This is a genomic window from Robertmurraya kyonggiensis, from assembly GCF_005116465.1.
Lineage (GTDB): Bacteria > Bacillota > Bacilli > Bacillales > Cytobacillaceae > Robertmurraya > Robertmurraya kyonggiensis.
Window position 1 is genome coordinate 346625 of record NZ_SWBM01000003.1, and the last position, 23225, is coordinate 369849.

Below are 23225 nucleotides of genomic sequence, written 5' to 3' on the forward strand. Positions count from 1 at the left end.
GTCAACCAACTCTCCACTCCATTTCTTAGAAGGGAGTGATGCGAATGAGTAAGTCAAAAGACGCTCTCATACGTGTTGAAAATGTTTCGAAAACCTTTGGAAAAGAAACAGACAAGGCTCTTGAATTGCGAAGGTCTGGAAAAGGGAAAGACGAAGTGGAATCCGAAACAAAAACAACGGTTGCGATACTGGATGCTTCTTTTGAAGTAAAGCAAGGAGAAACCTTTGTTTTAATCGGCCTGTCCGGTAGTGGAAAGTCCACCCTTCTTCGTTGTCTAAATGGGCTCATTCCTCCTACTGAAGGCATGGTGTATTTAGAGAACGACGACATTGCTCATATGGGGAAAAAGCAGCTCCAGCAAATTCGCCGTAATAAGATGGGCATGGTTTTTCAAAATGTTGGCCTGTTGCCGAATCGAACTGTTTTAGAAAATATTACGTTTGGTTTAGAAATAAACGGAGTTCCGGCTCATTTGCGTAATAAAAAAGGGCGAGATGCTTTGGAGTTAGTTGGGCTTAATGGTCAAGCATATAAACGAATCCATGAATTATCCGGCGGGATGCAGCAACGGGTAGGATTAGCACGGGCACTTGCCTCTAATCAGGAAATTTTACTAATGGATGAACCCTTTTCCGCATTGGACCCCCTCATTCGCCGTGAAATGCAAAAATTATTTTTGGATATCCAAGATGAGATTCATAAGACCGTTATCTTTGTGACTCATGATTTAGATGAGGCGTTAACACTTGGACAACGGGCAGCAGTTATGAAAGATGGTGAAATTGTTCAAATTGGAACAGCTGAGGATATTTTGAGCCACCCGGCTACTGAATATGTAAAGAGACTTGTTCAGGATGTGGATTATAGTAAAATTCGCCAGGCGAAAAGCGCAATGAGCACTGTCGATTTATTCGCTTTGGAGCATGAATCCCCTCAGGTTGTGTTACGGAGAATGAAGGCAAAAAAACTATCGTCAATCCTTGTGGTGAATGATTCGCAAATGTTAATAGGTGCAGTGCCTTTAGAGAGAGTAGCTGAGTTTGTTGAATTTCATAAGCCTAATTTAACGGGGATTAAGCTAGAGAATTCGATGTGTGTTCATCCTGATGTTGCTTTACGAGAAGTCATTCCCCTATTTGTGAATCGTCATTTACCTGTTGCTGTTGTCAATGAACAAAACCGTTTGATTGGACAAATCGATAAAGATTCATTGATTGCTAGTTTAACTGAGCAGATAGATGTAGATTCTGAAACTGTTAATGAAATGCTCCAAAAGGAGGTATTGCAAAAATGAATATGGCGGTCGCTGGCATTCCCCGTATTCCTTTAGATGATTGGTCAAACTCTTTTATTGATTATTTGACCGAGAGCTTTTCTGTCGTTTTTGATGTGATAAATACGATGATTTCAAGTGTTATCGATAGTTTAGAATGGCTTTTGATGCTACCCCCTCCCCTCGTCATGCTAGTTTTGATTGTCGGACTTTCTTGGTGGCTGACCAATTGGAAAATTGCTGCATTTACTGCTTTTGGCTTGTTTTTGATTATGAACCTAGGATTATGGCAAGCATCGATGTTAACATTATCGCTTGTGCTCGCCGCCACAATTATTTCTTTGCTATTCGGCATCCCTCTTGGAATTCTTGCCCACCGTTTTGATCGGGTAAAAGCTATTGTCATCCCGCTGTTAGATATCATGCAAACCATGCCTGCCTTCGTCTATTTGATACCTGCTGTCATCCTTTTTGGACTAGGAAATGTCACAGCACTGATTGCCACTTTCATTTTCGCGATGCCTCCAGCCGTCCGTTTAACATTATTAGGTTTGCAGCAAGTTCCGCAAACGACGTTAGAAGCAGCTGAAGCATTTGGTGCCACTGAATGGCAAAAATTGTTCAAGGTTCAATTGCCCCTCGCTTTTCCAATGATTATGTCAGGAGTGAATCAAGTGATTATGCTATCTCTATCGATGGTCGTTATCTCCTCGATGGTTGGTGCTGGTGGCTTAGGAGCAGAAGTGTTAAGAAGCATCAGTTTGCTTGATGTGGGATTAGGATTCATCGGTGGAATTTCCGTCGTGATCATTGCGATTATTTTAGATCGATTGACCAATTTTTCAGCACAGAAAAAAGCAAATATATCGTAGAAATTAAGTAAAGAATGGAGTTGGAAGGGTTGAAGAAAACATGGTTATTGATTGTGTTTATGTTGGTATTAGTGTCAGCGGCCTGTAGCAATAGCGGAACGAGTGGTACCTCTAGTAGCGAAGGAGAGGAATCTACAGGTACCGTTGATAAGTCAAAAGAGATCAAAATCGGGTATATTCCTTGGGATGAAGACGTGGCTGTCACCTACTTATGGAAGTATCTTTTAGAGGAAAAAGGCTACAAGGTCAATGCAACTCTTGCAGATGTAGCTCCTGTTTTCACTGGTGTTGCACAAGGAAGCATTGATTTATTTTTAGACGTATGGATGCCTTCGACTCACTCCACTTATATGGAGGATTACGGAAAGGATTTAGAGGTGCTTGGTACGTGGTACGACGAGGCTGACAATGGACTGGCTGTACCAGATTATATGGACATTCAATCCATCGAAGAAGTAAAGGATTTGGCTGGTGATTTGGACAGCAAGATTGTTGGGATTGAGCCTGGAGCAGGATTGATGAGACTTTCAAGAGAAGCGATGCCAGAGTACGGTTTAGAGGATTGGACATTGGTGGAAAGCAGTACACCCGCTATGTTAGCCGAGCTTGAAAAAGCAGTTGCTGATCAAAAACCAATTGTCGTCACATTGTGGCGCCCTCACTGGGCATTTGAAGCGTATAATCTGCGTTACCTCGAAGACCCACAAAATATGATGAACCCGAATGGCATTGAGGAGCTGCAATCAATCAGCCGCAAAGGATTCGCGGATGATTACCCTGAGGTTGCGGAGTGGATTTCTAATTTCAAGATTTCATTGTCTGACCTAGCAACTTTAGAATCAGCGATTAAGGACGCCAGCGATGAGATGGATGGAGTTGAGAAGTGGGTTTCTGAGCATCAGGATGTGGCTGATGGTTGGGTAGAGTAGTAAGAGAATTATAGATTGGAAGGTCACCATACTGGGTTGGGTGAATGGTGACCTTTCTATTAGTGCTATGCGTTACAAGCTATAAATAAATTTCTTCTCTAGACTATCTATTCTTCTATTGATTCAGTCTACTTGTTCTCCCCGCTTTTCTAAATCTCGAGTTGTTTTGCTTAGCTCAACGTCCTTCTGTTCCTTATAAGTTCCCATCAGATAATCAAAGGTGGGAGTTGTTACGCCATACCAGTAATTTTCATTCTTATAATGATGCCATTGATGAACTTTTTTCATCCAACGGCCCCATGGGGAAATAGGTTTTATCGGACGGTGTGCAACAAAATGCTTCCATTCGTAGAATAGCAATAAGAGCATAACTCCAGCAATGAGAGCTATAGTCGTAACTAGGCTCGATGTAATCACATATGCAATTACACCAACTACAACAATATTAGGCAGGCTATACCAAAGTGGCAAGAATAATAAATGCAGTTCGTTTGGATTGGCGTGATGATCATAATGTATGAGCTTCATTATTTTTAGTAAAAAAGCGTTTTTAGGTGCCTTCATATGGAAAACAAACCTATGTGTTAAATACTCGATTAGAGTATATCCTAACATTCCCACTATAAAGGCTATCAACGTTTCGAAAGAGCTTAAATGAGCTATCGTGACTGCAAAACAAATAAGGAACAGACATCCCATAATCAAGATATCCGGATAAAAGAAAAACGCTTTAACATGTTTTTTCATTGCTTAAACCTCCCACACATTTCTTTCTATACTTATATGGTACAAATGTCGTTCTGATTACCACTTAAAAAGGCACACTCGCATAGCAAGTGCACCTTCAGAGAATTCCTTATTTATGTTTCTTTTCAAAACAGATGCATTCATGAACTCTCTTGAATCTCTTTCTTATAAGTTCTTTATCTTCTCCCACATAATGCGCAAAGGCATGAACAGGATACAAACCTGGGATTTCTGATTTTAATACTCCCTTCAGTTCATCCCCACCTTCAAGATATACGTGCAAATAGGACTCTACATTTGTAAAACCATTCTTTTCGTACCATCGATTGACCCATCCATCATCTCGAGTCCAAGCCTCTAAACGATTTAATCCCTTTGCTTTTGCTATTTTTTCAACTTCATATAATAATTGACTGCCAATGCCTTTTTGACGATAGTCCGGATGAACCGCGACATGCCAGACCATTCCACCTAAGCCTTCTCCTCGTGAACAAACTGTTCTTTCCACAACTTCGTATTCAACGTCTAATATCCCCACAATTTGATCATCCTCAATTGCCACTAGCTCAATCGCTGGATTTTCATATTTTTCTTTTTCTTGAAGGACATTATCAAAATACGCCGTGTCCAAAAAGGATAAAACTCTACAGCGTACCCAACTGATTTCGTCTTTTGCTTGATAAGCTCTAATTTCCATTTTTTCCTCCCTATTTGTTGTTCTCCTCTCCCCAAAAATAAAAGACCTCCGAATACACGAAGGCCTCAACATTCTAAATATCATTCATATTTATGGGGATTGAACCATCGTAATTTATCACATTTATAGAATTTTTAATTATCATGGCAATCCCCTCCTTTATCCGTTCATTTATTTACTCTCTAATTATATCGAATTTTCAAATAATAATCTATCTATTTCACATATTCTATCAACCAGCAATCGCGATACTCACCCTCATGCAGTTCTCTTTTCGGTAAAAGTTTCACCTTTTTAAAACCACACTTTTCATAACAACGAAGAGCTCGTTCATTCCAAGTTTGAGGGTCCATGACCACTCTGTTTGCCTGCTTCTCCTCAACTAAAAACTCTAACGTAGACTTAACAAGCAGCGTACCAATTCCCCGATTCCAATACTCAGTCTCTCCAATAAACTGGTCCATTCCATAAATCACATCCGGTACTTCATCATATCCATAAACTTTTCGCTCTTCTTCATCCACTAGATAAAATTGAATATATCCAATTTCAACATTTTCGAATTCTACAATGCACCTAGCCAAACCATTTTCACGCTCATAAAACGTCTTATTTACTTGCTCTATATCAAAAGGATTATCCCTGCCCTCATAAAACTCTAGAACTCTAGGATCAGAAAGCCATTTCACTAATAAGAGATTATCTTCTATTTCTAATTCACGAACAATTAACTTACCGTTTTGAAAAAGCATTTTTATCTCTCCTAATGATACCATTATCATTCTTTACTTAACTGTTCTGAAAATCGAAGTGAAGTAAACTCTGAGACCCCTTATTCGTTAAAAGATGCTCAATTAGTGCCACTGGATTCTCATTTTGGTCAAATGCTATTCTCCATAGTAATAGTACGGGTGACCCTTTATCCAACTTTAATATCGATAAATCTTCATCCACTACTCGAGGTTCAAGCATCAGGCGAGTCTTAGATATGCTTATTCCGGCATGCTCCAAAGCTGGAATGACCAATTCATAATTCGAAATGTTTTCAAAGAGATTCCCATTATCCAATCGTTCAGGTATCCAAATCTTTTCAAAATCAACAGGTTCCCCTTTATGAAAAGCAAGACGTTCCATGTAAATCATCTTATCCTCTGAATTAAGTTTTAACATTTCTTTAATAAATATAGAGGGGTTCTTATCACGAGAGACCTGTAATAATTTGTGTTCGATATGTTTTTTATCAAATAGACGATCTTTTAATACAGAGCCTAGTAGTTTGTAATCGTTCTTTCCTACAAACATTCCAAGTCCATGTCGTTTTTCAATGAGACCTTCATCACATAAATCCTGTACAGCTCTACGTACTGTAATTCTGCTTACTCCAAACTGGTTACACAAGTCATTTTCGGTAGGAATTTTATCCGTCCAAATATTATTTTGAATATGCTCTCTAATTTGATCAGCTACTTGTTGATATAAAGGTTGACTCATAAAAGCTTCCCTCTCTTTTTTAATTTTCTAAAAATTTGTATTAAAATTAAAGGAATTTAATATAGTTATACAGAATAAGTTGTTATAGTCATCATAGACGTTATAGATGTTATAGCATTCTCACTTAAACATACCATTTTTTACCTAAAATTTCAAATAGAAAGGAAGATTTGAATGTGAAATATTGATAGATTACCAGAGGCAGTCATAAACATAATTCATACTGGCAAAAAAACTGATTAGGAGTGAAAATCTTGAAAATTATCGATATTAAGGCAACACCTATACGAATGCCACTTAAAGAAGCTTTTGATGGTTCAACTTACGGTATGACTGAACGATGTACGATCATAACCGAAGTTATCACTGATGAAGGAATTAATGGAAGAACATTTCTTGGAGATAATCGTGATCATCAAGCAGAAGTTGTAGCTTTGATTAATAACAATATGAGAACAATCCTCTTAAGCGAAGATCCAACTTGTATAGAAAGATGCTGGCAAAAGATGTTTCAATTAACGATTCGGTTAGGAAATCGTCCACAAATTTGCTCTGCTATCGCAGCAGTTGATGCAGCATTGTGGGATCTTTTAGGAAAAGCCAGTAATCAACCTATCTATAAGCTAGTAGGTGGTTACAGTGATACAGTAAAACCAATGATCATTGGTGGCTATTACGGCAAAGACCGCGATAGCCAATATCTTTGTGAAGAAATGCTAGATTTTAAGGAACAAGGGTTTGCTGGAGCAAAAATTAAAGTTGGTGGACTCTCCCCCCGAGAAGATGCAAATCGTATTGAAGCAGTCAGAGGTGCTATAGGTGAAGATTTCATTATTGCTTGTGATGCTAATCAAGGTTGGACTCGTTTTGAAGCAGTTGAGTTTGGTTTGAGAGTCAGAGATTTAGATATTGCATGGTTTGAAGAACCAGTTCAATGGCATGACTATATTCCAGGAATGAGATACGTTCGGGAACAGACAGGTTTGGCTGTCAATGCCGGACAAAGTGACTTCTATCATGATGGTTGTAGACGTATGATCGAAGCTAGATCTGTAGATATCATCAACTACGATGTGTCAGGTGGAAGTGGAATTAGCGATTGGTTAAAGGTTGCACGAATGGCTGAGCTATATCAAATCAGAATGGCTCATCATGAAGACCCTCTAATTGCGATGCACTTGTTAGCAGGTATTTCTCTAGGGCTTTATCCAGAGTATTTTTCAGAAATTCGGGATCCACTTACACCAAATATTGTTGTAAACCAACCAAAGATTCAAGATGGAAAGATAAAAGTAAGTGAACAACCTGGATTTGGCTTAGAATTTGATGAAGACTTTATTAAAAAGTATAGAGTAGACCAATAGCTTTCTCTAATATTAAAAATCTCAATTTATGGAGGAAACAAGTATGATTATTGCCATGATGATTTTCTTTATTGTAGCTAATTTAGCTCTCGGCTTTTGGTCTGCCAGACGGACAAAGAATAGTAAAGACTATATGCTTGGTGATCGAAAAATGGGAACTGGAGTGTTAATTTTCACAACATTCGCTACTTCTCTCGGAGCAGGTGATATGTTAGGCTATCCAGCTTTAGGGTACATACAAGGCTGGTCCTCCTTACACTTTATTTTAGCGATGCCCGTAGTCATCATTATTATGGCTCTGACAGTAGGTAAAAGATATTATGATTTAAAAGTAACTACGATAAGTGACCTAGTTTGTAGAATTTATGGAGAGAACAAATATCTCCGTATTATCCCGAGTATCTGTATTTCTTTAGGGATGCTCTCCTGGTTAGCTGCACAATATTCTGCATTTGGTAAAACACTGAACTTGTTGACTGGCGCGGATCCCCTCATTGGACTATTAATAGGTGCAGCTCTATTTATCTCCTATACTGTGGTAGGTGGATTGGTGAGCGTTATTTACACAGATGTACTTCAGGGACTATTTTTGGCAATCGGTGTCATTGCTGTGTTTATTGCCGTCACAATGCACGGCGGTGGATTTGTTGAAGTACAACAAGGATTGCCAGCAGACTATTCAACATTTATAGGACCCGTTGGTACGATTACTATTTTAATGTTCTGGTTAAATAAGGGACTTTCTAGATTCACGAACTTTCCATATTGGCAACGTATCGGTAGCGCCAAAGATGCCAAAACAGGGATACGCGGAATCATACTCGGAATGGTTGTTACCGGTATTTTAGGAGTTGCACTTGCCCTCACAGGGATGGCCGCATATAAAATTAATCCAGGTGGGATGAGCGACCCTGAAATGATTTTTGCCGAATACTCCGTATCTTTATTTCCAAAATGGTTAGCTGGATTTTTCCTCGGTGCCTTGTGGGCAGCAATTCTAAGCTCTGCAGCAGGATTTTTGAATTCTTCAACGACTCTTCTAGGACACGACCTCTGGTTTAAGGTGATTAAAAAGGGCCAACGCTCTGAAGGTGCACTTCTGAAAGATTTACGGATTATTACGTTAGTTATCGGTGTCGGAACTTTGCTAATTGCTTGGTTAGTTCCAAGTGTACTTAGCCTATTTATTTGGGCTGGTGTCTGGCTTACCCCTCCCCTCATTCCTGTTCTTTGTGCTGCTATATTCGACAGAAAAGGAGATAAAATACCAAAAAATTATCTTATTCTCAGTATGATCCTTTCAGGTATTGTGGGTGTAGTTTTTGAAATGATTCCGTCACTAAAAGCATTACTAAGTGGTGGTACGATTCCTGCGTTTGTAACATCCTTGGTTATCATTCTAATTGGTGCAATGGTAGGTTATTTTGATAAAAAACACCATAATAATATAAACACACAACGCGTTTTATAGATTGGTTGATAAAATGAAAACGTTGTCATTTATTACGGATTTACATCTTTTTCCAGAAAGTGGATGTCTGTCTTCCAATTTCTGATTACACTCAATATATACCGGGGGGGATAGAAATGGCTGGTCGATTAGGCGGAGAGCCAAGTAAGGTGTTCCGTAAGATTGTTTTAGGTCACGAGCTTAGTGAAATCGGGGAAGCTGCTTTAACTCCATTACTATATGTAAATGTCGCTCATGTCAAAATGCTCAAGAAACAAGGACTAATTCCTAAAGATACTGCAAATAAGCTAATATCTGTATTAAAACAAATAGATAAGCAAGGATTATCCGAGTTGAAGACAGACGAAGCAGAGGATTTATATTTTGCAGTTGAACAAAAACTTATCGAATTACTTGGTATCAAAGAAGCCGGAAATATTCATATAGGAAGAAGCCGAAATGATATTTATTCCACCATCTATAGAATGATTCTGAGAGAAAGACTATTAGAAATCTCCAACAATGTATTGAAACTTTCTATGGAAGTTTTGAACGTTGCAGAATCACAAAAAGATACTGTAATGCCTGGTTATACACATACTCAACATGCTCAGCCAATTACTGTAGGCTATTATTTTCTAGGAGTATTCGAGGTATTGATTCGTAATCATCAGCGCATAAAAAACGCATGGGAATTTGTTAATAAAAGTCCTTTAGGTTCTGCAGCTTTAACTACGACAAGTTTTAAGCTGGACAGATGCTATACAAGTGACATTCTCGGCTTTGATTCGATCGTCTACAATGCATATGACGCAATTTCAGGTAGAGACTATGTCAATGATGTAGCATTAGCGATAAATACAACAGTTTCCGACATCAGCAGAGTGGTCTCTGATTTAATGAATTGGAATATGTTCGAGTTTTCTTTTATTGAGATCCCAGACGAATACGCTGCTATTAGCAGTATCATGCCTCAAAAAAAGAATCCAGCTGCATTTGAGTTTCTACGTTCTGCTGCGAGTTGGGTACTAGGTGACACAATTGGAGTTATTAGTTCACCGAAAGGAATATCTTATAGTGATATTCGCGATGCAACGAAATATCTTTATAGTCCCCTATGGCATGCACTAGAAGTGACAAATAATGTAGTCACACTTTTTACTGAAATTCTTCCAAAAATAAAATGGAACAATGAAAGAATGCTACTGGCTACCAATGAAGGATACTCCACTATGACGGACCTTGCAGACTATCTGGTCCAAAAACATAAAATCACTTTTAGAGAGTCTCATCATATCATTGCGAGCTTTGTACGAACATCTCTTTCTCAGTCCAAAAATGCAAACGAATTAAGTGCTAAAGACCTCAATCTTATTGCATTCCAACAAGGTTTCACTTTAGATATTAAGCAAAATGAGCTTGATGAAGTATTAAATCCGTATACTTGTATTAATAGAAAAAATATCGCCGGTGGAACATCTACTGAACAAATACAGATTATGCTGAGTAGTGGATATGAACAGCTCAATTTCGAACGTAAATGGCACGATGAGAAATTGAGCAAATTGAAGCAGATAGAAGATACTATCTATACTTACTAAGAAATCACATATACATGATTCATAGTATATTAAAATCCCCTGATACGCTCAGGGGATTTCTTTCTCCTATTTAATCCCAATCCTCATACGATAGCTGAATAAAATCTCCTTTGTTTCTCCAGCAAAAACCTCTTCTACGTGATTTTTAAATTCCGTAAATTCAAATTCCAGCTCTTTTACGCCCAATTTCAGAGCCGTTTGTAGACCACCTTGGCTTAGAGCAATATTCGCATACCGTTCCGCGTTACACTCTTCCCAATGATGGAAAACAATTTCTTTGGCAAAAGAAAACAGTCCTGATTGTTGGATTTGTTGCAGATGTTCCCCTTTTGGCCATCTATGTATTTTCTCTTCACTTGAAAGAAACTGAGAAAGATGTTCCTCTGTAAGACTATACAATCTATTATAATGTTCCTCCAAACGCCAATCACATGTTGGTGGCCAATCACAATCGTACGCTGCAAAAATTCCAGTTGGACGAAGGATGCGGGCAAATTCCTCTAAAGTAGTCTGTGGTTCCATCCAGTGAAAAGCTTGCGAACAAGTAATAATATCTGCTGATTCATCTGGCAATCCAAGCTGATGAGATAATGCCTTCACAAATGAAAGACTAGTTGGTGCTCCAACCTCTTCCAAACGGGATTCTGCCACCTGTCGCATATCATCATTCGGTTCTGCCCCAATAATCTTTTCAGCTACGTCCAGCCAAATAAATGATGACAATCCAGTACCACATCCAACATCGACAACGAGCTTAGGCTTATCTTTCAAGTAATTCGTTAAGATTTTTACCACTTCTTCCGGTGCACTTGGACGATTGCGATCGTATAATGTACCAAAACCTGTAAAGCGCTCGATATTATTGCGATTTGCTTCAGCCATTTTCTCATCTCCACTCTCAAAAATTTCATGAGTATTTGAAACAATTTTATCACAACAGGTACAAAAAACTCACTCTGTATACATAGGTATTCAAGCGAAAATACGTACTTCGGATTTCACTTGGTACCCTTTGATAATTGGTTAGCATCTTAGAAGTTAGAATTAGTGCTAAAGATCTATACAGGTAATAATAACATGCACAATACCAAAAATTACTGTTGGTATAATCGCAATGTAATTATGAAGCCACAACTCAGCCAATATAAAATAAACTACTGGAACAATCGCCATTCCCAGAAGAAAAATAATATTAACGTTGCCCATAATATAGAATATCCACAGAACTAAATAGAATGCCAGCATCACTGCCATTCCTATTGTATACGGACCTATCATTTCAGACGTTTGTTTATTTACAAGAAAAATAATTAGGAAGATAAAAATTACCTGACTTCCATGTTCCAAAATATCTAACAGTAAATGGCTATTCCCCTTGTTCCCTAATCTATCTGTTTGAGGAATTAATAAGTAAAATAGGTTGGGTATCATGGGTAATAAAAAGACTATAAGACCTTTCCACGAAAAACCAAAATGGTAACTCATTAGACCTATACCTCCCATTGGCATAAAAAACAATTAATTTGTGCACCGACATGCCATTCTCCCACACATTGTAACCTATTCAACTATCAATTGAGCGTATTTCATCAAAAAGTTGAAATTATTCCACATTTTGAACAAGATATGAATTGTTCTCTTGCTAGAAATACAGGAAACATAAGATTCCCTCCCCTTTGGGTGCCCAAAATCAAATTTTGTTCTATGCAATATAGAACAGATTTGTTATAATAAAGATAGAACAGATTGGAGGTGTGCGCATGATTATTAGAATTGAACCTGAGTCAGAAGTTCCTATATACTTACAGATTGCTAATCAAATTATTGAAGGAATCGCAAGAGGACATATACATCCAGGACAGTCTCTCCCTTCGGTTAGGACCTTCGCTGCAGACCTTGGTATCAACATGCACACAGTTAATAAAAGCTATCATCATCTAGAGCAAAAGGGCATTATTCAGATTATGCCGAAATCTGGGGCAATTATCGCATCACCACAAGATTTCAACGAAACCTCAATTACGAGGCTAAAAGATGCGTTTAAACCCCTAATCGCCGAATCGCTTGTCGTAGGGATGTCCCATCAACAAATTCAAGAACTTGTCACCTCTATGATTGAGGTATTTAAGAACTCAAAGGAGGAAACGCAATGACTTTAACTATCTTTCTATTCATGTCACTTATCATCGCCGGAATCCAAACCGCCATCCCTTTTTTAGTCAATCGTTCCGTCATTTTTGGCGTGACGATTCCGGAAAAACATTTACAAAATGAAACACTTATCGCTTTTAAGAAAAACTACTGCAAATTAGTTGGATTACTTTCAATTATTCTTTTAGCAGCTTATACTCTCTGGGTACTTTTTCAGACTGCCACTGAAGAGCAAATCGTAATCGTTGGAATCCTTCTCGAATTCGTGATTATCCTGTTCAGCTTTGCCTTATATTTTTACTACCATGGAAAAACACTTAAATTAAAAACAGATAATCAATGGACAGGAAATTTGAAGCAAATACGAGTGGCGGATTTATCTGCACGTTCTCGTGATGAAATGCTACCTTGGCAAGTATTCCTGCTGCCGATGATTATTACGATCGGAGTTATTGGCTATACCCTACTCCAATATGATCTTTTACCACAGCAAATCCCAACACATTGGGGTCCAAGTGGGCAACCGGATGCCTTTACGGAAAAAACACTCCTGTCAGCCATTCTTATGCCTCTTACTTTGTTTGTGATGCAACTAATGTTTTTGGGGATTCATTTGGGGACAAAAAAATCGGGCATTAAATTAAGCGGAGAAAGTACAGAAGCTTCTAGACAAAGACAACTTGCTTTACGGAAATATTCTAGCTGGCTCATGTTTTTCGTAAGCTTCCTAATTACCGTGTTGTTAAGTTTCTTTCAATTACAAATCATTCATCCTGATATCATTTCAGCAACAGCAATGTTTGCGATTCCGCTAGGTTTTCTCTTTCTAATTTTAGTAGGAACGATTGTATTTGCAGTACGAGTAGGACGTTCAGACAAATTTGCTATCGAAACGATTGAAGAGAAACTGACAGATTCAGACGATTCCCATTGGAAAGGCGGACTCTTTTACTTCAATAAAAATGATCCGTCGATCTTTGTGGAAAAACGTTTTGGCGTCGGTTGGACAATCAATTTGGCCAATCCCATTGGCTATCTCATCATATTTGTACCACTTATCGCCATTCTTTTGTTTTCGTTCTTATAAGATGATGTTCTCCTATTGGAGAGCATCTTTTTTACGTCAAAAAATCTGAATTTTAGTACATTTTCATTGACGTTAAAACATCATCAACTCTAAAATAGAGATAATTCCGATTGAATTTATATGTTTTAACAAATATGCCATAAAAGGATGATACATATGACAAGTCAGCAAAAACCAAAAGAAATCAGTAAGGACGGAAAATTTGTCCGTCAAACAAATGATTTTACAACTCCCTTTGGAAATGAACCTGGACAACTCCCAGTTGAAGCTGGACGCTATCGTTTGTTATGGTCCCCTGTATGCCCGTGGGCCCATCGTTCGGTCATCGTAAGAAGAATCCTAGGTCTAGAGGATGCCATCAGCTTAGGGACGGCAAGTCCAATGCGACCAAAGTTACTTCATGTGGATTGGGAATTCTCCTTGGATCCAGATGGAGTCGATCCGGTAATGGGTATTCGTTTTATGAGTGAGATTTATCAAAAAACCGATCCAGAATATAGCGGACGTCCAACCGTCCCAGTGTTTGTCGATGTAAAGGAACAAAAAGTTGCAAACAATGATTATTTTAGACTAACCAATTATCTCGAAACCGTTTGGGCACCGTTTCATAAAGAACATGCTCCAGATTTATATCCTGAAGAATTGCGGGTAGAAATTGATGCTTTGAATGACATCATTTTTCACGATATAAATAACGGTGTCTATAAATGTGGCTTCGCTCGATCGCAGGAAGCCTACGAAGAAGCTTTTGATACCTTGTTTGCACGCTTAGATGAATTAGATGAACGCCTATCAACCAAGCGTTTCTTATTCGGAGACTATGTTACCGACTCAGATATTCGCTTATATGCAACACTCGCACGCTTTGATGTGGCCTATTACAATGCCTTCAACACAAACCGTAATCGTTTAATTGACTTTCCGAATTTGTGGGGCTATGCACGTGATTTATATGAAACAAAAGGCTTTGGCGATACAACGGATTTTCATTCCATTAAAATTCATTACCATCTATCAACTACGATTGATAGCCATGAAGACAAACCGAAAATCTTGCCTAAGGGACCAGACCTTTCTGTTTGGCATACTCCTCATAACAGGCAAGCTCTTAGCAAGAAGGAGGAAAAATTTCTCATTCGTGAGGTACAACAAAAATGATCATTCGAGACTTATTAAAGGATGAAAGACCTTTTATCAGAGAGCAAAGGGTTCAGGCATATTTAGAACATGCCAATAGCATTCCGACGGATCATTGGAATGCGCTCAGGCAAGCCATTTCTTCTGAAGCTGATATACTTGAAGGCGTAGAAAATATCGTTGCTGAATTAGAGGGTAAAATTGTTGGGAGCATTTCTTTGTTTCCGGCAAAATCCGATGCCTACGAAGGGGCTATTGAAGAATTGAATTATCCAGAAATTCGAATGCTTGCTGTAGCGCCAGAGGCTCGTGGAAAAGGTGTTGCTACAGCTTTGATAACGGAATGCATTCAAAGGGCAAAAATTAATGGCCACCCATTCATTGGTCTGCACACTGGTGCATTTATGGTGCAAGCTATGAGACTGTACGAACGCTTCGGTTTTGAACGTTTGCCACAATATGATTTTGAACCTGCTGACGATGGAATCATTGTCAAAGCGTATCGTTTAACGTTATGACTAAATCAAGGCGCCAACTCATATTTTTTTGTGTTGGCTCTTTGACTTGTTAAATTCATTCTCATCCAACTTCTTTATCAATTTATAATACTGAACTAAAATATATAACAGAATAGGATCGAGAAGCGCAGAATACCCTATATTCCACCAGCCATAACGAAGGAATCCCCATGGCTCAGGCAATAGCGTAATTAATTCATAAATCACGATACCTATCGTCCAGATCGCAATATAGAGCACCCGTTTAATCCGTGGGCTATTAAACGGGTACCCATTCAAGAAAATAATATTAACCGCTGGGACAAGGAGCAAATGAGGAAGAATCGCCGCATATTCGATGGTTTCACTGTCGAAATACCAGTAACCTTTAAATCTAACTATCATATAGACATCAAATCCCGTTTGGAACGCAGCCGAAAATGTCCAAATTTGTAAAACATGGTTCATCGGCAATTTTCTATTTATCTTTAAGGCAATAAAGATAAATACCACAATTCCTGTAGCAAGTCCGATCATAGTAATCCCTTTCTTTACTGATAATCATTTGAAAAGTTAGCTCCTAGTGCTTTTTACAAATGCTATTTATCCTTTAAGGATCCTTATTGCCCTTCTAATTTCATACACGATTCAAAATGTTGGAAGATTGGCTAGAAACCACCCAGCCAAATGCGAAATAAAAAATCGCTTTGTCCACTTTTTACTGAGGAATAACCTAGGGACACAAAATTAAACATTTCGAACCATACCTTTAAACTAGTATTATGTTTCTAATATTTTTCACAGAAACAGTCAACTTATCCATTGGGGAAAAAGAGACCAAATCAACATGTGATTTGATCTCTTTCTCTTTTAGCATTTAGGTCACATTCCTTACGGAGTCCACTTTTCGCCTCGTTCCTATTAGGGTGTTCTTTTGGGCTAGATAAGAGGTCCAGCTCCGGAAAAGTATTATATTGAGATAAAGTTATGATTGTCCAAGATACTCAAAACAAAATGAATACGCTATCATTTTAATAGTTCAAAGTTTGTTCAATATTTCACAATCTATTATTGAGAATATATGGTATTCTAAATTCAAGAAATACAAAAGGAGTGATTCAGAATGATTATTTTTGAGTGGAAGCCTTTTTCCACTGATGCTGAAACCTATTCACAAAATGTTTTCGAAGAATTAATTGGAGACAAATTCGAAGCAATGATGGTTCATGAGAATGACCAGCTTCCCTCCTATATTTGGACAGTAAACTATCTTATTATTGTTAAGCAATGTTCTAAAATCCTATCAGACATCACATTTGAAAAACTTCCTAGAAATCCAGTAAGTGCATAAACGGTTTCAATTTTTTTTACACATACTTGTGAAATATTTCACAAACTTTTGGAGGTATGAAAAATGGCTATTAAAGAAAAAACGTTAACCACTGACAACACTGTAACCGAAATGATTAACCGTCTTGTAGAAAATGGTCGCCAAGCTCTAAAAGAATTTAATGATTTTGACCAAGAAATGGTCGATGACATTGTGAAACAAATGGCGCTTGCAGGCTTAGATAAGCATATGCCTCTCGCAAAGCTTGCCGTAGAAGAAACAGGTCGTGGCGTTTATGAGGATAAGATTATTAAAAACATGTTTTCAACTGAATACGTTTATCACAATATTAAATACAATAAAACCGTCGGAATCATCAATGAAAATGAACACGAAGGAATCATTGAAATTGCCGAACCGGTTGGTGTTATCGCTGGTGTTACTCCGGTTACAAACCCAACTTCCACTACTATGTTCAAAGCTTTAATCTCAATTAAAACACGAAATCCGATCATTTTTGCTTTTCACCCTTCTGCTCAAAAAAGCAGCAGTGAAGCAGCTCGCACATTGAGAGATGCAGCTATTTTGGCAGGTGCCCCTGAGCACTGCATTCAATGGATTGAAACACCATCACTTGAAGCAACTCGCTTACTCATGAATCATCCAGATATCTCATTAATTCTCGCAACAGGTGGATCCGGTATGGTCAAATCTGCTTACAGCTCAGGAAAGCCAGCTCTTGGTGTTGGTCCAGGGAATGTACCATGCTATATTGAAAAGACTGCCAACATTCAGCGTTCTGTCAATGATTTGATCTTATCTAAAACCTTTGATAATGGAATGATTTGTGCTTCAGAACAGGCCGTTATTATCGACAAGGAAATCTACGACGCAGTTAAAAGAGAAATGATCGCCCATCGATGCTACTTCCTCAATGAAGAAGAGAGAAAGAAAGTCGAAAAGCTCGTCATCAATGAACATTTCTGTGCTGTCAATGCAGATATTGTAGGAATGCCAGCTGTTAAAATAGCTGCGATGGCCGGTGTCAAAGTCCCTGAGGGTACAAAAATTTTAGTGGCCGAATTAGCAGGTGTTGGACCAGAATTTCCGCTTTCTCGTGAAAAACTAAGCCCAGTGTTAGCATGCTACAAAGTAAAAAGCCTTGAAGAAGGCTTAAAGAGAGCAGAAGAAATGTTGGAATTTGGCGGGCTCGGTCATTCGGCTGTCCTTCACTCCACCAATGATGAGGTCATTCGTAAATTTGGTGCACGGATGAAAGCAGGGCGCATCATTGTTAATGCCCCTTCTTCTCAAGGTGCCATTGGAGATATTTATAATGCCTACCTCCCTTCCCTTACACTTGGATGTGGAACATTCGGAGGAAACTCAGTATCGACAAACGTAGGAGCGATTCATTTGGTCAATATTAAAAAGCTCGCAAAAAGAAATGTGAATATGCAGTGGTTCAAGGTTCCACCAAAAATTTATTTTGAGAAAAATTCTACACAGTATTTAGCAAAAATGCCGAATATATCAAGAGCACTTATTGTAACGGATCCTGGAATGGTAAAACTGGGCTATGTGGATAAAGTTCTCTATTATTTAAGAAAACGTCCTGACTATGTACACTGTGAAATTTTCTCAGATGTAGAGCCAGATCCGTCCATTGAAACAGTGATGAAGGGTGCAGAAATGATGGCGAACTTCCAACCAGATGTGATTATCGCACTCGGTGGCGGGTCAGCAATGGACGCAGCGAAAGGAATGTGGTTATTTTACGAGCATCCAGATGTTGATTTCTTTGGGTTAAAACAGAAATTCCTCGATATCCGAAAACGTCTCGTGAAATATCCTAAACTCGGAGAGAAAGCACAGTTTGTCGCTATTCCGACTACTTCTGGTACAGGGTCTGAGGTAACCTCCTTCTCTGTTATTACCGATAAGAAAGCGAATATTAAATATCCACTGGCTGACTATGAACTCACACCTGATGTGGCGATTGTTGACCCTCAGTTTGTCATGACTGTACCAAAGCATGTTACAGCTGATACAGGAATGGACGTCCTAACACACGCGATTGAGGCCTATGTATCCGTAATGGCCAATGATTATACAGATGGTTTAGCCATGAAAGCCATACAGCTCGTATTCGAATATTTACCAAGGGCTTATCGAAACGGAAATGATGAAATCGCACGAGAGAAAATGCATAATGCGTCTACCATCGCTGGAATGGCCTTCGCAAATGCCTTCTTAGGCATCAATCATAGCTTAGCTCATAAGCTTGGAGGAGAATTCCATATTGCCCATGGTCGTGCCAATACGATCTTAATGCCGCATGTCATTCGCTACAATGCTTCAAAGCCTAGCAAATTAGCAGCTTTTCCAAAGTATGAAAAATTTGTTGCGGACAAACGCTATGCGGAAATTGCTCGTGCATTAGGCTTACCTGCACGGACAACTGAGGAAGGTGTGGAAAGTCTCGTACAGGCAGTGATTAAGCTAGCGGAAGAGCTATACATTCCAATGTCCATCAAGGCAAATGGCGTGAACAAAGTAGAATTTGACAGCAAAATAGATTTCCTTGCAGAAAGAGCATTTGAGGACCAATGTACAACAGCAAATCCGAAGCTCCCTCTCGTTTTTGAATTAGCTGAGATTTATCGTAAAGCTTGGTAAAAGAATAATCGAAATATAGGATTTCCTCTCAATTGATATAAAAACAGCCCGTATCATAGGTGCTCAAGCACATTCGATACGGGCATTTTTCTTGAACCTGCTGTTAAAGTTGGGTGTTCAATTTATTTCATTGATAAATAGGAGAAAAGATTCCGGTTAAATCAAGAAATTCACCTATTTTCCTATAAATAAGCGGAACTTTTCCGGTTAAGCTATACATTTTTCATGATTTCAAGGATGTTTAGGTCAATTAGCGGAAAATCTCCGCCTATTTCACCTAAAATTCATTACTATTTTCAAAATAGACGGACTTTTTCCGGTTAAATGGAGACACCTTTAACAAATCAACAAATCATTAATTTCTTCTTTTCTTTAAAGATAAAACTAGTGCTATTAATGCTACGCTTAGGGCTACGATTGAAAGATATAATGGCGTTGCTGATACATCTTGTCCATTTTCATCCTCATCTTGGTCACTTGTTACATTAGACGCACCCTCATGTGAAACACCATGTCCAGCACTCGAACCATCACCTGGTTGTACAGTAGTGACTGAAGCAGGCGTATCTGCACCCTCTGCTCCAACCCATTCGACTACACTTCCATCTGTGTACGTTTGATAAGCTTTCCAAACGATTTCAGTTGCATCATCAGCCACTTTTCCTGACATATTGAACATCCCAAATTCAATTGGAGATAAACCGTCTCCTTCTGCTGTCCAAATAATTTTCGTAATTTTTTCAGTCGCATCCTTTTCAACTTCATAAGTCCAGCCTGCTTTTGGTTCTATACGAGAAATGTTCACCTCTTCTGGAACGGTCACTTCAATTTTTTTAGTTGAAACTTCTTCTTTTTCGGAAGGAACTTTAACGGTGAACACTTCATATTTCCCTTGTGTCGTTTCTGCTGGTGCGACGGTTACATGGGCACTAGCAGCACTCGCAAATAAAAAGAATGCTCCAGCTATTGAAGCTGCAAATGTTAATATTTTTTTCATTTTAAAACTCTCCTATCAATTCTATAATTATTTTCGTAACGAATTCTTCTAAAAGTCTACCTATATAAAAGTACGTTTTTCTCTTAAACTTTAATATGACTCAAAGGGGCTATTTTTTTTCAATCCATTTATTAATGTTCATAAAACATTCACATTGATGTATCGTTAATGATAGCAATGCTGTTTAAAGGAGATTAACAGGATGTCGTACCGTTATTTGAAGCTTTTCACCATATTAATTCCTACACTCATCATCGGAGGTTTTGAGTTTTTCCGACACAGTATCTTCCTTCATCATCTTTCTATGGAAACTGGGAACTATGTCATTACCATCTTAACTTTCTTGATATCATATATTTTTGCCACATGGATGTTTAAAACGATTGAGGTAAAAAATCAAAGAATCACAAAGGAAAGAGAAATGAGAGTCATCTATGAAGAAAGAGAGAGATTAGCAAAAGAATTGCATGATAGTATTGCACAAACTCTCTTCTTACTTCGAGTTCATCTGAAAAAAGGGAAACATAAAGAAGCTGATTCCCTTATAAATTCCATTGATACACAGTTACGACAGGCCATTTTTAATTTGCGTATGAATCCGGACGAGCAGATTCATTTTACAAATAGAATTCAAAATTGGTTCGAAGAGTGGACTGCTGTTTCTGGAATTGACATCGAAACGGATATCCATTTTATCGATAAATATTTCACTCCAGCTGATGAAATCCAACTTTTTGGTATCATTCAAGAAGCCTTTATGAATATAAGAAAACACTCGGGAACTGATACTGTCCGCTTCAAGCTCGATGTTCATAATGCCGGGTGGGAAATGAGTATTGAAGATAATGGTTGTGGATTTGACTTGGCTAAAATTGGGTCAAATCACTATGGTCTTTCCATGATTAAGGAACGGGCAGAAAAATTGGGTGCTCACATTGAGATAGATACAGAACTGAATCGAGGGACTAAAATTAAATTGAGAGGGAATATGTAACATGACGAATCCTTTTAGAGTAATGATTGCCGATGATCATCCCCATGCACGAGAGGCAATCTCCGCCATGCTTGAAGATCATCCTAAATTTAGTATTGTGGCTCAAGCGCGAAATGGGTTAGAGGCGATTGAACTAAGTCAACAACATTCTCCAGATATTATTCTGATGGATATTGAAATGCCGAAAATGAATGGGTTAGAAGCAACAAAAATCATCAAGGAGAAATCTCCTTATATTAAAGTCATCATGTTAAGTGTTTCGGATGATGTAGCGGACCTTTTTACCGCGGTTCAATATGGTGCACAGGGGTATTTGTTAAAAAATATGGATCCAGATGATTGGCTGGAATATTTGCTGTCAGTTGCGGAAGGGTCCAGTGAAAAGACGCGTGGTATTGCTAACAAACTCCTTTATCAATTTCGTGAAAATGACTTACAGAATTCCGCTCTCGAAAAATCATTAACTCCGAGAGAACGAGAAATTCTTTTATTAATTGCAAAAGGAATCACTAATAAGCAAATTGCCGAACAACTTTTCATTTCCGAAAACACGGTGAAAAACCATATTAAAAACCTACTAGAAAAATTGGAGGTCGAAAATCGAGTACAGCTTGCAGCATATGCTTTTAAACATTATAAAACCTAACTAGACGGGTTCAGTTTTGAAAAATAAAAATGCTCAGTTCAATCGCTGAGCATTTTTTCTATCACTTTATGACTGTATTTAATTATTCTAGATCCCTAACCCCGGTTTCTAATATCTCCATTTGCAGTAGTGTCTGTTCGTCCGTAATCGTTTTAGCTACCCCATTTATGATACTTTCATATAAATCATCATACACTCTTCCATAATCGCCAGTTACGGATTTCACCTTTTCTTCATGGACCGTCCCTTCTTCATCGATATAGGTAATGACACCATAATGCTGTATGGTATCTACACCAAAATCTTTGTTATCTGGCATATAAAATAACTTCAAGTGTTCTTCCTGGCGATCCTTTGTTTCTTTTACAAAGCATCCCTTTTTCCCGTATACAACGAAGCTTGGTCTTTCTTTCACTCTAAAGTAACTAGACTTTACAGATATTTTTAACTCACCATAATACAAATCCAAATCAAAATAATCATTCATTCTTCCTTGTCCTAATAATTGCCTCACATCATAATGGATATGATCTGGCTTGCCAAAATAGCTGACAACCTGATCCAATGTATGACATCCATGCCCATACAAATAGGACGATGTAGGATCAAAGTGATGAATTGATTCAGGAACTTCTGGACGGTAATAATCATAATGCATTTCCACTTCTAGTAAGTCTCCTAGTTTTCCATCCTCAATGACCTTTTGAACTGTTAAAAAGTCACTGTCAAAACGTCTATTTTGATACGCTTGAACAATCAAATCTTTTTCTCGTGCTAATGCAAATATTTCTTTTGCTTGCTTCGAAGTTTCCATAAAAGGTTTTTCAACCAAACAGTGTTTGTTATGTTCTAATACTTGTTTTGCATATTCATAATGACTGTCATGCCTTGTACAAACGACAATGAGTTGAATTTCCTTATCATTCAATAATTCTTCTAGATTGGAAGTATAATTGACTCCAGCAATTCTATTCCAGCTTTCATTTTCAGGATTTCTTTGATAAATCGTTTTTACCTTTATATTTTCTCTTTGAAGGACGAAAGGCAGATGATATCTGTTCGTACTTTTCCCATTTCCAATATAACCAATTGTAAGCATAACTGCCTCCTAAAAATATATTTATCTTTTCGATAGTTGCTTGAAATACTACATAGCATTAGTTTGTACTTTGGTAGCACTCTAGCTGTGCTCTAACAATTATGTAATGTATCTCCCTTAAACATTATATCCCATATTTTACCTCAGAGGCTTTATCCTTGCCCGAGTAGTTTGAAATAATAT

At 38.1% G+C, this 23225-nt stretch carries 23 protein-coding genes; 14 read left to right on the forward strand and 9 right to left on the reverse strand.

Translation table 11 applies throughout. The features are described from left to right. Positions 1-44 precede the first annotated feature (44 nt). The 3 genes from FA727_RS15465 to FA727_RS15475 are packed head-to-tail and all read left to right on the forward strand — an operon-like array spanning position 45 to position 3075. A complete protein-coding gene (locus FA727_RS15465) occupies positions 45-1295 on the forward strand; it encodes a quaternary amine ABC transporter ATP-binding protein (RefSeq protein WP_246041915.1) in 1251 nt (416 codons plus the stop codon). Then, positions 1292-2146 (forward strand): ABC transporter permease, encoded by an 855-nt coding sequence (locus FA727_RS15470; RefSeq protein ID WP_136832310.1) that lies wholly within the window; start codon positions 1292-1294, stop codon positions 2144-2146. The genes FA727_RS15465 and FA727_RS15470 overlap by 4 nt, the downstream gene beginning before the upstream one ends. A gap of 29 nt (positions 2147-2175) precedes the next feature. Beyond that, positions 2176-3075, forward strand: coding sequence for a glycine betaine ABC transporter substrate-binding protein (locus FA727_RS15475; protein ID WP_246041916.1), 900 nt, complete (start codon positions 2176-2178; stop codon positions 3073-3075). Between the two features lie 123 nt (positions 3076-3198). Here FA727_RS15475 and FA727_RS15480 read toward each other — a convergent pair whose 3' ends face one another. The 4 genes from FA727_RS15480 to FA727_RS24975 all read right to left on the reverse strand — a co-directional run bounded on the left by FA727_RS15480 (position 3199) and on the right by FA727_RS24975 (position 6010). After that, positions 3199-3822 carry a sterol desaturase family protein gene (locus FA727_RS15480; RefSeq protein ID WP_136832314.1) on the reverse strand — a complete coding sequence of 208 codons (624 nt, stop codon included), beginning with the start codon at positions 3820-3822 and terminating at the stop codon, positions 3199-3201. Between the two features lie 109 nt (positions 3823-3931). Further along, a complete protein-coding gene (locus FA727_RS15485; protein ID WP_136832316.1) occupies positions 3932-4519 on the reverse strand; it encodes a GNAT family N-acetyltransferase in 588 nt (195 codons plus the stop codon). Positions 4520-4734: 215 nt separating this feature from the next. After that, a complete protein-coding gene (locus tag FA727_RS15490; RefSeq protein WP_136832318.1) occupies positions 4735-5271 on the reverse strand; it encodes a GNAT family N-acetyltransferase in 537 nt (178 codons plus the stop codon). A gap of 37 nt (positions 5272-5308) precedes the next feature. Beyond that, positions 5309-6010 (reverse strand): GntR family transcriptional regulator, encoded by a 702-nt coding sequence (locus tag FA727_RS24975; RefSeq protein ID WP_136832320.1) that lies wholly within the window; start codon positions 6008-6010, stop codon positions 5309-5311. A gap of 254 nt (positions 6011-6264) precedes the next feature. Between FA727_RS24975 and FA727_RS15500 the strand changes: the two genes are divergently transcribed. From FA727_RS15500 to argH, 3 genes are all read left to right on the forward strand, one after another. Then, positions 6265-7374, forward strand: coding sequence for a mandelate racemase/muconate lactonizing enzyme family protein (locus FA727_RS15500; RefSeq protein ID WP_136832322.1), 1110 nt, complete (start codon positions 6265-6267; stop codon positions 7372-7374). A gap of 43 nt (positions 7375-7417) precedes the next feature. Continuing rightward, positions 7418-8845 carry a sodium:solute symporter family protein gene (locus FA727_RS15505; protein WP_158318885.1) on the forward strand — a complete coding sequence of 476 codons (1428 nt, stop codon included), beginning with the start codon at positions 7418-7420 and terminating at the stop codon, positions 8843-8845. Positions 8846-8961: 116 nt separating this feature from the next. Then, positions 8962-10425, forward strand: a complete 1464-nt coding sequence (argH, locus tag FA727_RS15510; protein WP_136832326.1) for an argininosuccinate lyase — start codon at positions 8962-8964, stop codon at positions 10423-10425. 66 nt (positions 10426-10491) lie between these two features. Here the strand turns inward: argH and FA727_RS15515 are convergent, their stop codons facing one another. Both FA727_RS15515 and FA727_RS15520 read right to left on the reverse strand, forming a co-directional pair. Then, positions 10492-11307: a class I SAM-dependent methyltransferase gene (locus FA727_RS15515; protein WP_136832328.1), complete on the reverse strand. Its 816-nt coding sequence runs from the start codon at positions 11305-11307 to the stop codon at positions 10492-10494. Between the two features lie 168 nt (positions 11308-11475). Beyond that, complete coding sequence (locus FA727_RS15520) at positions 11476-11910, reverse strand: hypothetical protein (RefSeq protein WP_136832330.1); 435 nt, start codon at positions 11908-11910, stop codon at positions 11476-11478. Positions 11911-12185: 275 nt separating this feature from the next. Between FA727_RS15520 and FA727_RS15525 the strand changes: the two genes are divergently transcribed. From FA727_RS15525 to FA727_RS15540, 4 genes are all read left to right on the forward strand, one after another. Then, the gene (locus tag FA727_RS15525) at positions 12186-12578 is read left to right on the forward strand and encodes a GntR family transcriptional regulator (RefSeq protein ID WP_136832332.1); all 393 of its coding nucleotides are present in this window, start codon (positions 12186-12188) and stop codon (positions 12576-12578) included. Continuing rightward, positions 12575-13663: a DUF1648 domain-containing protein gene (locus tag FA727_RS15530; RefSeq protein WP_136832334.1), complete on the forward strand. Its 1089-nt coding sequence runs from the start codon at positions 12575-12577 to the stop codon at positions 13661-13663. Before FA727_RS15525 ends, FA727_RS15530 begins: the two co-directional genes overlap by 4 nt. A gap of 156 nt (positions 13664-13819) precedes the next feature. Then, on the forward strand, positions 13820-14821 hold the full coding sequence (locus FA727_RS15535) for a glutathione S-transferase family protein (protein ID WP_136832336.1): 1002 nt from the start codon (positions 13820-13822) through the stop codon (positions 14819-14821). After that, positions 14818-15318 carry a GNAT family N-acetyltransferase gene (locus FA727_RS15540; RefSeq protein ID WP_136832338.1) on the forward strand — a complete coding sequence of 167 codons (501 nt, stop codon included), beginning with the start codon at positions 14818-14820 and terminating at the stop codon, positions 15316-15318. The genes FA727_RS15535 and FA727_RS15540 overlap by 4 nt, the downstream gene beginning before the upstream one ends. A gap of 18 nt (positions 15319-15336) precedes the next feature. Here the strand turns inward: FA727_RS15540 and FA727_RS15545 are convergent, their stop codons facing one another. Next, positions 15337-15834, reverse strand: a complete 498-nt coding sequence (locus FA727_RS15545) for a hypothetical protein (RefSeq protein ID WP_136832340.1) — start codon at positions 15832-15834, stop codon at positions 15337-15339. A gap of 586 nt (positions 15835-16420) precedes the next feature. On the opposite strand from FA727_RS15545, the gene FA727_RS15550 reads away from it, so the two are divergent. Beyond that, positions 16421-16648 (forward strand): hypothetical protein, encoded by a 228-nt coding sequence (locus FA727_RS15550; RefSeq protein ID WP_136832341.1) that lies wholly within the window; start codon positions 16421-16423, stop codon positions 16646-16648. A gap of 63 nt (positions 16649-16711) precedes the next feature. Beyond that, positions 16712-19306 (forward strand): bifunctional acetaldehyde-CoA/alcohol dehydrogenase, encoded by a 2595-nt coding sequence (adhE, locus tag FA727_RS15555; RefSeq protein ID WP_136832343.1) that lies wholly within the window; start codon positions 16712-16714, stop codon positions 19304-19306. A 355-nt stretch (positions 19307-19661) separates the two neighbouring features. Here the strand turns inward: adhE and FA727_RS15560 are convergent, their stop codons facing one another. Next, the gene (locus FA727_RS15560; protein ID WP_136832345.1) at positions 19662-20303 is read right to left on the reverse strand and encodes a YcnI family copper-binding membrane protein; all 642 of its coding nucleotides are present in this window, start codon (positions 20301-20303) and stop codon (positions 19662-19664) included. 202 nt (positions 20304-20505) lie between these two features. Here FA727_RS15560 and FA727_RS15565 point away from each other — a divergent pair, with 202 nt between their 5' ends. Both FA727_RS15565 and FA727_RS15570 read left to right on the forward strand, forming a co-directional pair. Then, on the forward strand, positions 20506-21297 hold the full coding sequence (locus tag FA727_RS15565) for a sensor histidine kinase (RefSeq protein WP_136832347.1): 792 nt from the start codon (positions 20506-20508) through the stop codon (positions 21295-21297). Position 21298: 1 nt separating this feature from the next. Next, positions 21299-21943: a response regulator gene (locus FA727_RS15570; RefSeq protein ID WP_136832349.1), complete on the forward strand. Its 645-nt coding sequence runs from the start codon at positions 21299-21301 to the stop codon at positions 21941-21943. Positions 21944-22025: 82 nt separating this feature from the next. Here the strand turns inward: FA727_RS15570 and FA727_RS15575 are convergent, their stop codons facing one another. Further along, on the reverse strand, positions 22026-23042 hold the full coding sequence (locus FA727_RS15575) for an oxidoreductase (protein WP_136832351.1): 1017 nt from the start codon (positions 23040-23042) through the stop codon (positions 22026-22028). Positions 23043-23225 lie beyond the last annotated feature (183 nt).

Excerpts from the sequence above, each read along its gene's own strand:
- FA727_RS15550 (WP_136832341.1), top strand. The coding sequence starts at position 16,421 with ATGATTATTTTTGAGTGGAAGCCTTTTTCCACTGATGCTGAAACCTAT.
- FA727_RS15465 (WP_246041915.1), top strand. The coding sequence starts at position 45 with ATGAGTAAGTCAAAAGACGCTCTCATACGTGTTGAAAATGTTTCGAAA.
- FA727_RS24975 (WP_136832320.1), bottom strand. The coding sequence starts at position 6,010 with ATGAGTCAACCTTTATATCAACAAGTAGCTGATCAAATTAGAGAGCAT.
- FA727_RS15505 (WP_158318885.1), top strand. The coding sequence starts at position 7,418 with ATGATTATTGCCATGATGATTTTCTTTATTGTAGCTAATTTAGCTCTC.
- FA727_RS15525 (WP_136832332.1), top strand. The coding sequence starts at position 12,186 with ATGATTATTAGAATTGAACCTGAGTCAGAAGTTCCTATATACTTACAG.
- FA727_RS15485 (WP_136832316.1), bottom strand. The coding sequence starts at position 4,519 with ATGGAAATTAGAGCTTATCAAGCAAAAGACGAAATCAGTTGGGTACGC.
- FA727_RS15480 (WP_136832314.1), bottom strand. The coding sequence starts at position 3,822 with ATGAAAAAACATGTTAAAGCGTTTTTCTTTTATCCGGATATCTTGATT.
- FA727_RS15470 (WP_136832310.1), top strand. The coding sequence starts at position 1,292 with ATGAATATGGCGGTCGCTGGCATTCCCCGTATTCCTTTAGATGATTGG.
- adhE (WP_136832343.1), top strand. The coding sequence starts at position 16,712 with ATGGCTATTAAAGAAAAAACGTTAACCACTGACAACACTGTAACCGAA.
- FA727_RS15545 (WP_136832340.1), bottom strand. The coding sequence starts at position 15,834 with ATGATCGGACTTGCTACAGGAATTGTGGTATTTATCTTTATTGCCTTA.
- FA727_RS15565 (WP_136832347.1), top strand. The coding sequence starts at position 20,506 with ATGTCGTACCGTTATTTGAAGCTTTTCACCATATTAATTCCTACACTC.
- FA727_RS15535 (WP_136832336.1), top strand. The coding sequence starts at position 13,820 with ATGACAAGTCAGCAAAAACCAAAAGAAATCAGTAAGGACGGAAAATTT.
- FA727_RS15490 (WP_136832318.1), bottom strand. The coding sequence starts at position 5,271 with ATGCTTTTTCAAAACGGTAAGTTAATTGTTCGTGAATTAGAAATAGAA.
- argH (WP_136832326.1), top strand. The coding sequence starts at position 8,962 with ATGGCTGGTCGATTAGGCGGAGAGCCAAGTAAGGTGTTCCGTAAGATT.
- FA727_RS15520 (WP_136832330.1), bottom strand. The coding sequence starts at position 11,910 with ATGAGTTACCATTTTGGTTTTTCGTGGAAAGGTCTTATAGTCTTTTTA.
- FA727_RS15540 (WP_136832338.1), top strand. The coding sequence starts at position 14,818 with ATGATCATTCGAGACTTATTAAAGGATGAAAGACCTTTTATCAGAGAG.
- FA727_RS15575 (WP_136832351.1), bottom strand. The coding sequence starts at position 23,042 with ATGCTTACAATTGGTTATATTGGAAATGGGAAAAGTACGAACAGATAT.
- FA727_RS15560 (WP_136832345.1), bottom strand. The coding sequence starts at position 20,303 with ATGAAAAAAATATTAACATTTGCAGCTTCAATAGCTGGAGCATTCTTT.
- FA727_RS15530 (WP_136832334.1), top strand. The coding sequence starts at position 12,575 with ATGACTTTAACTATCTTTCTATTCATGTCACTTATCATCGCCGGAATC.
- FA727_RS15570 (WP_136832349.1), top strand. The coding sequence starts at position 21,299 with ATGACGAATCCTTTTAGAGTAATGATTGCCGATGATCATCCCCATGCA.
- FA727_RS15515 (WP_136832328.1), bottom strand. The coding sequence starts at position 11,307 with ATGGCTGAAGCAAATCGCAATAATATCGAGCGCTTTACAGGTTTTGGT.